Genomic DNA, 1,530 nt, shown 5'->3' on the forward strand with positions numbered 1-1,530 from the left:
CACCACCGTTTTCTACACTAGCGGGGTTTGGTCGGCTGGGTCAGTTGTGTTTAAGTGTCTGGGGCCTCAGGGGTGCGTCGGTGGCGGGGGCGATGGCGATCGCGCCGGCGGCGGCCGCCGCCAGGGATAGGACTCCGATCCTCATGGTCCGGGTCGCCGCGTCCCGTCCGGATCTCCGACAGGTGGTGGTGCGCACAGCCGTTTCGTCCTCTCCATCCTCATTTCGCACGCAGACACGCGAGCAGGAAGATATGTGGTGCCCCAACCCGGCATCCATTACTACATCTCACGCCGTCGGGCGCCAATTGCCTTCTGCCAGTTATGAAGATCAACGAACCGGTGTGCGACGTGTCACCCGCCCGCCGCCGCACCGCCGCCGCGTGGCGTCTGTGCCGTTCGCATCGGCGAGTCGGGTGTGTCGGCAGCGGGCGGGGTTGAAAATCGCACCAATACCCCAGCAAACGTCATTGTGATGCATATCACTTCGCACTGGCGGATCGTGGACATGCCGAGACGATGTCGAACGTGATTCCGGCGCGCGGTCCGGTGGCGATGTTGTGCGGCACTGCCAGCGGAATTCGGCCGCGTGCGTATCTCGGCGGCAGCGCCAGCTCCACCCGGGTGAGCATCGTCGCCAGTGTCACGCGCAGCTCGTAATCCGCCAGTGCCGCGCCCGCGCACCGGCGGTGGCCGCCGCCGTAGGGGGCGAATTCGAAGGGCCCGAAGCGACGCTCGAGGAAGCGCTCGGGACGGAATGCCTCCGGATCCGGCCAGACGGCGGGGTCGGAATGCAACAGCGGCAGGGCGATCCCCACGGTGTCGCCGGCGGCCAGCTCAACCCCCGACAGCGTGAACGGGCCGGTCAGCCGCCGCACCACGATCGGCACCGGGGGATGCAGGCGCAGCGTTTCCTGGCACACCGCGTCCAGGTAGGGCAGTCGCGCCGCCTCGTCGGGGGCCGACCGGTCACCGGCCTCGTCCAGTTCGGCCCGCAGCCGCCGCAGCACCCGCGGATTCCGGTGCAGCCGGAACAGCGCCCACACCAGGCTGGTGGCGGTGGTCTCGTGCCCGGCGACCAGCAGCGTGCGCAGCTGATCGACCAGATCCTCGGCGGCGGGCGCGGGGCGGGCAGCCAGCAGCATGCCCAGAATGTCGGGCCCCGTCTCGCGGTCATCGCCGCGGCGCGCGATGTCGGTCGCGATCAGCGCGTCGAGCCGGTCGCGCGCGGCGCGGAATCGGTCCCACGGCGCGAGCCCGAAGGCACTGTGCCGCAAGGCCGGAACGAGCATCAGCGGTCCGGTGTACGCGTTCAGGAACGCCACCACGGCGTCGGTGTATTCGGCGCGGCGCACGGGGTCGTCCACGCCGAACACCGCGGCCAGGATCACCCGCAGCGTGATCGCGCGGGCCGCGGCCCCCGCGGCGGCCCCGGCCCCCGGCCGCCCCCCCCGGCCGGGGGCCCCGCCCCGGAAATAGGACCACCGCGGATAGCGCAATAACGGGGGCTGACCGGGGCTTTGGGGGCCCAGG

General features: G+C 70.8%; 1 protein-coding gene. It reads right to left on the reverse strand.

Annotated elements, in window-relative coordinates:
* Window positions 1-479 precede the first annotated feature (479 nt).
* A partial coding sequence (locus tag QH290_RS19715) for a cytochrome P450 (protein WP_280384412.1) occupies window positions 480-1,530 on the reverse strand: 1,051 nt, incomplete at its 5' end.

This window comes from Nocardia wallacei (assembly GCF_029869545.1).
Lineage (GTDB): Bacteria > Actinomycetota > Actinomycetes > Mycobacteriales > Mycobacteriaceae > Nocardia > Nocardia wallacei_A.